9 protein-coding genes are annotated in these 7,451 nt (G+C 58.3%); 5 read left to right on the plus strand and 4 right to left on the minus strand.

The window, feature by feature from the left end:
• Positions 1–707 precede the first annotated feature (707 nt).
• From BN2476_RS35175 to BN2476_RS48740, 3 genes are all read left to right on the plus strand, one after another.
• Positions 708–1,475: a hypothetical protein gene (locus BN2476_RS35175; RefSeq protein ID WP_087738803.1), complete on the plus strand. Its 768-nt coding sequence runs from the start codon at positions 708–710 to the stop codon at positions 1,473–1,475.
• Between the two features lie 405 nt (positions 1,476–1,880).
• A complete protein-coding gene (locus tag BN2476_RS35180; protein ID WP_087738804.1) occupies positions 1,881–2,192 on the plus strand; it encodes a hypothetical protein in 312 nt (103 codons plus the stop codon).
• Between the two features lie 53 nt (positions 2,193–2,245).
• Positions 2,246–2,482 carry a hypothetical protein gene (locus tag BN2476_RS48740; protein ID WP_087738805.1) on the plus strand — a complete coding sequence of 79 codons (237 nt, stop codon included), beginning with the start codon at positions 2,246–2,248 and terminating at the stop codon, positions 2,480–2,482.
• Between the two features lie 70 nt (positions 2,483–2,552).
• Here the strand turns inward: BN2476_RS48740 and BN2476_RS35190 are convergent, their stop codons facing one another.
• Positions 2,553–3,413, minus strand: a complete 861-nt coding sequence (locus BN2476_RS35190; protein WP_087738806.1) for an H-NS histone family protein — start codon at positions 3,411–3,413, stop codon at positions 2,553–2,555.
• Between the two features lie 182 nt (positions 3,414–3,595).
• Between BN2476_RS35190 and BN2476_RS35195 the strand changes: the two genes are divergently transcribed.
• Positions 3,596–3,940 carry an H-NS histone family protein gene (locus tag BN2476_RS35195; RefSeq protein ID WP_087738807.1) on the plus strand — a complete coding sequence of 115 codons (345 nt, stop codon included), beginning with the start codon at positions 3,596–3,598 and terminating at the stop codon, positions 3,938–3,940.
• A gap of 186 nt (positions 3,941–4,126) precedes the next feature.
• Here BN2476_RS35195 and BN2476_RS35200 read toward each other — a convergent pair whose 3' ends face one another.
• Complete coding sequence (locus BN2476_RS35200; RefSeq protein WP_087738808.1) at positions 4,127–4,792, minus strand: hypothetical protein; 666 nt, start codon at positions 4,790–4,792, stop codon at positions 4,127–4,129.
• 544 nt (positions 4,793–5,336) lie between these two features.
• On the opposite strand from BN2476_RS35200, the gene BN2476_RS35205 reads away from it, so the two are divergent.
• Positions 5,337–5,645, plus strand: coding sequence for a hypothetical protein (locus BN2476_RS35205; protein WP_087738809.1), 309 nt, complete (start codon positions 5,337–5,339; stop codon positions 5,643–5,645).
• Positions 5,646–5,688: 43 nt separating this feature from the next.
• Here BN2476_RS35205 and BN2476_RS35210 read toward each other — a convergent pair whose 3' ends face one another.
• Both BN2476_RS35210 and imuA read right to left on the minus strand, forming a co-directional pair.
• Positions 5,689–6,651, minus strand: a complete 963-nt coding sequence (locus tag BN2476_RS35210; protein WP_087738810.1) for an SOS response-associated peptidase family protein — start codon at positions 6,649–6,651, stop codon at positions 5,689–5,691.
• A gap of 48 nt (positions 6,652–6,699) precedes the next feature.
• A complete protein-coding gene (imuA, locus tag BN2476_RS35215; protein ID WP_087738811.1) occupies positions 6,700–7,410 on the minus strand; it encodes a translesion DNA synthesis-associated protein ImuA in 711 nt (236 codons plus the stop codon).
• Positions 7,411–7,451 lie beyond the last annotated feature (41 nt).

The following is a 7,451-nucleotide window of genomic DNA, read 5'->3' on the forward strand; positions in this document are numbered from 1 at the left end:
AACCACCAAAACTGGATTTCTTGCAGCGTTTAAAGTCGCCGACGTATACCCTTGGCTGGAGGAGAGGGCTAGATACCCCGCGGCCAGCGGAATGGCGCCAAGCGGGAGGCTCGGGGCGCGACCTGGGAGCAGCGGCTGGAGGGTGAGCGGCAAGGTGTGCATACCTTGTGATAGTCCAGCCGAGTCGGGGCGATGCACGCGACCCCGATGCCCCGTACGAGAGACCGGCTCCGCAGTCCAGCGCGCAGGCTCAGGGGCGAAGCTCCCCCTAGCCCAGCGTCCTGCTGGGCTAGGGGGGAGCTTCGCCCCATAGCTCAAGACGCCCACCACAATCCAGAACTGGAAAGTCTTATGTGAGAGAAGGACTTCTTTCAGACCATCCATGGGTTTTCCGAGTTGTAGGCGAGTTATTAGCAGGCGATGGGCGCGCGCATCCGTACCGTCAATGTTCCCGTGCGGACAAAGCATCGCCCTCGCCTCGCTCCCGAGCTGCCCGACCATATCCGACGAGCGCTTCTCTACAGCAAGGTTGAATATTTCCCCGCTCCCTGTGCACGCGTTTCTGAAGTTTTAGAAACGCATATTCGCGGCAAGATAAACATCCATTCGCTATATGGCTGCGACACCTCAGCTGAAGATGAGCCGCAGATTGCGTCCGGTCGACGACACGTGATGTGGTGTCAGCAAACTCAACAAGGAACACCAGAATGAAACTCTTTCGAATTTGCAACACCACTTCCGGCCACCTTTTCGGCGACTACGAGGCGCGCGATGAGCACCACGCACTGGACGTGCTTTCGCTAGAAAGCTGCGGACAAACTCACGCGGAGTATGTCGCTCAGTGTCAGGCGGAATTGGACGCAGAAGGCAGTGGGCGCGAATACAAGTGCGACTTGCACGTGGCGGAGGTGGACGACCGCGACTACGAAAATCTGTTTATTGACATCGACGGCGGAAAATACAACCACGTCTTCGGCTTCCGTCTTGCGCGATTCGTGCGAGCCTGGTACCCAACCGCGACCAGCGCTGAAAACTGCTCCCTTGAGGACATGCTAAAGCGAGGTGGCGACGGATATGACGCCATCGATTTTCTGCTCCACCTGCTGGGCCAAGCCCGGAACGAGTGGGTGAGCGAGAACGACCGGGAGCCTTCGTTCGAGCAGTGCTGTGACGAGCTGGCAAGCTGGGGCCTGCACTATGATTGCCACTACGGTGTACGGGTGATTGTGTGGGAGTCCGGCATGCGCGAAGTGCGGTGGGGTTACGGGGATAAGTACTGCTGGACAGACCTGGATGAAGTGCTTAAGAGCGTGACGCTGAAAACAGGCGACGCGCCGGACTGGTGGGACGAAGACTGGACAGACTACGAGTACTGGGACTTCCGCGGCCAGCTTTTCCTTAAACGCGAGGACCTGCCAGTAGACGACCCGCGAAGCCACGACTGCGAAGAAGAAGAAGAAGAGGCCGAAACCTGATAGCGAGCCCCACTCACCGTGGGGCTTTTATATTAAGGGCCGAGATATATCGTGATACATGGCAGACGCAGCGCCTAGCGCTGCGGGAAGAAAGCGCGAAAGAAGCACAAAGGCTTCCTCCGCACTACCGTCCACGGGGTAGTCCCCGCGCTGGCCAATCCACCTTGGATGATACGGCGTGTTCCAGAGAGTGATAACTCTTCGACGGGGTCCCTGAGCGTTGGGTTCTTGGAATTCAACTAACACACGGCACAAGCGCAGTGCCTGAGAGCGTTCGCGGTACGCCGACGCTAGTAATGCCGCGTTACCAATCTCGCGCCTCCGTTTCACATGTGTCCGACATCGCTCCTTACACTCCGAGCCGTAGTCATTGACATTGCACTCAATGTGCGAGGAGTAGAGAAGATGAACAAGAACATTCTTGGCGCAGCACTTGGTCTGGCGGTTCTGGCGGCATCAACTGCAGCATCGGCACACGTCGACGTCGCCATCGGCTTAGGCATCCCCGGCGCCGTGTATGCGCCGGCAGAGCCAGTCTACGCACCGCCACCTCCCGTCGTGTATGCTCCCGCACCGGTCGCCGTCGCGTACGGCGGTGACGACGACTGGCGAGCCCGCGAATGGCGCGAACGTCGCGAGTGGCGTGAACGTCAATGGCGCAGCCAGGAATGGCGTGAGCACGAGTGGCAGAAGCATCGTGATTGGCGCGGGTATTGAAACAGCGCAGGAAAGCGCCACATCCGAAAAGTCCAACCTCAGAGTATCTTCGAATGAAAGCTAGCCCGATAAGAACCGCCTTGATTGCAACGACGCTGGCCTTTACGACGGCAGGCACAGCAAACGCCGCCGGCTGCCTCAAAGGCGCGGTCGTGGGCGGAGTCGCTGGACATTACGCGGGACACCACGCTGTCGTTGGTGCGGTCGGCGGCTGTATGGTCGGCAGGCACCTTGCGAAGCAGCACGCTCAACAGCAAGCCGCGCAACGTCAGGCAGCGCAGGCGCAATAAAACGTCGTCGGGTTGGTGCACCCGGTGGAACCAGAAAATCGCTGGTCCACCGGGCACCTGACAACTGCGATTAGGTCGTCAACTCGGCGCCAGACTCGACTGTGACCATCGGAGCGGTCACGGCCGCCTCTGTCATCGATACTTTATTCGTCGACGCCTTCTTGCTTGCAGCCGGCACCGCCTTCTTCGCAGTCCCTTTCTTTGCCGGTGCCTTCCTGGACGCAGATGTCTTTGCGCTCATCGCCTTCCTGGCGGCAGCCTTCTTCACGACGACCTTCTTGGCCGCTGTCTTCTTGGCGGCCACTTTCTTCGCGCTCACCTTTTTCGCCGCTACAACGCTCTTCTTCGTAGCCAGCGTCTTCGTGGCCACCTTCTTCGCCGACGCCTTCTCGGCTGCAGTCGCCTTCGGCTCCGCCGCGCGCTCTCCTGCACCTGCAATCAGAAACTTGCTGCGGTCCTTGGCACCAGCCAACCATGCCGGCGCGGGGCCGCGGCCGCTCCATGTTGCGCCGGTCTTCGGATTGAGATACATGGCCGGCTGAGGACCACGCACATACGCGCCAGCTTTTGCTGCCGTCTTCTTGGCGGCAGGTGCCGAAGCGACGGCATTGCCTTCAATCAGATACTTACTGCGGTCTTTGGCCTTGGCAATCCACGCGGGCGCTCGACCATGACCGGTCCACGTGGCGCCGCTTTTCGGGTCGCGATATCTTGCCGCTGAAGTCGACGACTTTGCGGCAGCCTCGACGCCCGGCTTGCGCCCACGCTTCTTGCCACCAAGGTGCGCTTCGATGTCCGTAGTCGTCAGACCGTGTCGCTCCATAATGTCGCGAATCTTTGCGATTGCTCCGGATGACTGATTTGCAGCCATTGCGCTCGCCTGAGCCTGCAGCTTTGCGATTTTTGCTTGTACCTTTTCCAGTGTGGTCATTTTTCTTTTCCCTTTAATAAGCAATGGCCGCACTATGCCACATAACTGCAGAAATAGGCTATTGAACGGTAGACCCATATGGGTACCGAATCAATAGTGGTATTCTGAAGGCACGGGGTTTGCGCACAGGTGGGAACGCCCACCTAGAAACCACAGTGTCTTTGAAGTAGAGGAAATCCAGAATGGACGAGCGAAAGCGAGACAGCATCGTCGCTTACTTGCGCCGCAGAATGGCCGAATTCGGAATTGAGTTGGACGACGTGGCAACTGCAATAGCACAGGACCACCTCGACGAGAAATCCGCGAGGTATCGCAGTGCAACGGGAGAAACGTGGTCGGGCAAAGGCGAGATGCCCCGATGGCTCAAGCAGGCAATCAGCGCGGGCCAATCACTGGAGCATTTCGCCGTGAGCGACAAACTGCAGCAAGTGCCCGGTGCTGCAAAAGCCGGCGTCAATTGGAGCCAGGACCCGTTTGCAGGCAGCCGACTGGCGACTGTGCATACGTCAACCATCGAAACACGTTAATGCTGTCGATGTCCTCTGGCAGGCCCCCTGCTGCCACCTGCACGTGACAAATTCCAAGCCTTCACGAATATGACCGGTTGTCGGTCAAAGATGTAGACAAAGCGCTCGATTTTGCACCGAGGTTCTTGCATTCGAAACAGCGGCGTATGCAGCAGCAGTCACCGCCGTCGACATTTCGACGTCCGCTCATTGATAGCACCGCAGCATGCGGGCATTGCGTCGCGGCGGTCGATTGCACCATAGGACCATATCGATTTTGCGGGGAGTCCACTCGTTCGTGCCGAACTGGTCATTCAGTTCTTTTGCCTTGCGCCGCATGATGCCGATGAGCGTCACACCATTTTGTACAGAGAGATTCGTGGGATTCATTCGCGCAAGCTCTTGTCTTTCCGGCAAGTCATTGAGTTCTCGCAGCTGCAGCGCGACAAACTGGTCTACCGTCGCGAACGAGGCTGGATACATTAGCGCAAGCAGTCCCGAGGCGCCGGCTGTCCCCAAGCCTCGGATTTCGCTGGCTTTGTTCAGACTCGCCCTAATGTTGCTCGTGTCCAATTGCACCAACGCTTGCCGGATGGTGTCGAGCTCGCCCAGACGGCCCTCTTGGACGAAGCGGCGAAGATGGGCTGTCGTGGTGGCATAGCGGTTAGGGGCCGTGTATTTCCAGCGAAAGTACTCGTCCTCAAGGAAGGCGTACCAGTCGAAGGCACTGAAGTTACGCAGTCGCTCGATGTCGAGGGTTGACATCGCGAGTTCCAACGCCAGATTCTCAGGACGGACGAAGCTCCAATAGTGATTAAGCGCGGCCACCCACGCCGATTTGTCAATTGAACACCACAAGTCGTTAATGTCCATGATGTCCGAGTTCTCCCCGTCTGATGTTGCAATACGAGCCCCTCGGCGCGGCCTGCAAGTGCTAATCCGGAACGTGTGCTTCGTCCAACCTGCACAATCCAAGTCCGGAACATTAACCACTAAGTTTTCGAGCAACTCTGTCAAGTGGGCGAGTGAAGCCACTCCTCATCTTCTTAGCCAGCAGAAGGACTGTCTGTCTGCAACCCAACAAAGGGCAAATCCTGTCCGCAGTCACGATGCACTCGCTGAGGTGCAGACGAGGGATGGCCGAACGTGGTGCGGTGCGCCTATAAAATGGCAGTCGCAAAAGTTCCAGGCGCAAGACTTGCTCGGCTGACTGCAGGGCGGCCGACGTTTTGGAACCCTTGCAAGCTCGGACGCTGCGGTGACCGCACCAGCGCCGTACTGGGCGCCCAAGCGGCTAGCCAGCCCTTGCATAGGTGTTTCATGCCGACTCGGGCTGGACTGCAGAATCCGGAACCGTTAGGCTAGGTGTGCGAATAGCTTGGCTGCACGAGCCCTTAATAAGGTAAGGAGCTGATACGTGGAAGTGAGCACCGAAACGCTTGTGGACATGCTGCGAGAGGTCGAAGCCGAGGACCCCATTGACTACGCGGAGCTGCCATTCGCGGAGCAGGAGTTCAGGCGCCTCGTCATGAATTCACTCGTCGAGCGCCACCACGTGATTGAGGCGGGCATGTCTGTCTCCGACGTCCACGCGATGTACCTGCTGAGCACGGCGAAGCTTGTTCTTGAAAACACGGTGCTTCACGCGCGACTGCTTCTCCTACAAGGACAGCAGGTCGACGTACAGTCACTCCTTGCTCCCTTCACCATGAAGGGCAAGCGGTAGCCGCCTTGCGCTGTCGTTCGATTTGGGCGATTGCAGCTCCGGCTTAGGCTGCTAGCCGATGCTCATAATACGGCCGGTCCCTGTCATCAAGAATCGCATACTGCGCCGCGAGGTCCTTCGGGTCGGGGTTTAGCCACGCATCGATATGTTCAGGCTTTATGGGTATGATGCATCGGTCATGACCAGCCGCCGCAACTTCCTCGGGCGGCTCATCTGTGATTGCCGCGAAAGAATAAAGGTCCGGCTCACCGGGCGCCGACCACTTTGACCACAGACACGCCACAAGCTTTTGCCGCCCCTCGTTCGGTCGAAATTCAAGGATAACGTTCTCGTCTTTCTCACCGTCGGCGAGTGCTCGTCCTTCCATCTTTGACCGCGCTACGTTCTCGTAAAACGCGTCGACAAGCATCAGTCCGTGGGAGTAGCCGAAAAGGGTCTTCCAAAACCCTTCCAGGCTATCCCGCCGAGCGTTGTATGTGCCAGGAAATTTGAAGTCATAGTTTGCGGGCTTGCCCGCAATCCGACACTGGTACCGCATGGGTTTCACAACTCGTTGCCCATCTTCGACGATGAGTACCGGCGCGTAGTAACCGGGAAAGATGCGTGAGTCTTGCGGTTCGCTCTCGGTGCGCTTGATGTCATCGAGCCGGCGCAACGTCGCGTCGATTTTGTCCGTCGCAATGCGTTTGCTTTCTGTCGCAGCTTTCGTTGTCTTTGTTTGCAGTGTCCTCTCTGCCGCCACAAATCGTGCGCGCTGCTTAAAGAGCTCTTCCTCGAGCACCGCAGTCTGAGCAACGTTGTACTGCTCGATGAGCTTCTTGATTTCAAGCTCGTCTTCAGACTGCGGCGATGCAAACGCTTCGTCCATCGCCTTCGGGATTTTTGCCTTCAGTCGTCCCTCCGCGCGTTCCCAATACAGCCGGGCAAATTCGCGGATATCCATGTGCGCGCCGAACATCCTGACATATCGTTTGTAGTCGGCTTCAATTTGCGCGGAATAGCACATTGCTCCTCCGATTTCGTCCGGTGGCTTTGCGGCGTTACAAGTCTACGGTTATGCGTGCGTCGGCTCAACCGCACTTGGGACTTGGCCGACTTCTTCGAGGGGTCGCCGCGTAACCCGGGGTCGATTTGAAAGCAGAACAGGCGTCGGCTGCAGCGCCACGGAAATTGGTTCCCCCAGCGTCGGGCCTCGGCGCTTTACGATGTCAACAATCAGTCCCTCGGACGTTGGTCGCAAAGTGAGCCGCAAGATTGCCGGCGACGCGTCTTGCGCCGTCGCGAAGGGCCTCACCATGACAAACAGGCTCTCGGCCGATTGAGCGGCCAGGTGTAGCCGCCTCAACGAGGAATTCTTGACGTGCAGTGCCCAAAAAATGACGCTGGTGCACGTGCCCGCCCGAAGAAGCTGTTCGACGGACCACAACGCATCGGCTGTGGTCGCCGCTTTGACCAGAACAACCCTGTCGATAGGTACACCAATGTGGTACAGCCCAAGGCCGTCAGGCTGGTGCGGTGCATTGACGAAGGCAATTGTTCCCTTCGAGGTTGCACTCAACGCCGGACGCAGCAGCCGCAGTTCGCCAACGCCGGGATGTTGCACGAGCAGGTCCACGAGCGCCGCAAGCGGCCATCCTCCGCCTGGCAGCTCCCTGGACAACGCGGGATACCCGGTGTCGACAACCCGGCCGCGACCCTGAGCGAGCTGCGAAGCGCGCCACAGCGATGGATGGATGTCCTCGGGGCAGGCAATCGAAGCGCTCATGACGTGGCAAATATACCTGTATAAATATAAGGGCTATCCAC

Origin of the sequence: Paraburkholderia piptadeniae (genome assembly GCF_900007165.1) — a bacterium.
In the GTDB taxonomy this organism is placed as follows: domain Bacteria; phylum Pseudomonadota; class Gammaproteobacteria; order Burkholderiales; family Burkholderiaceae; genus Paraburkholderia; species Paraburkholderia piptadeniae.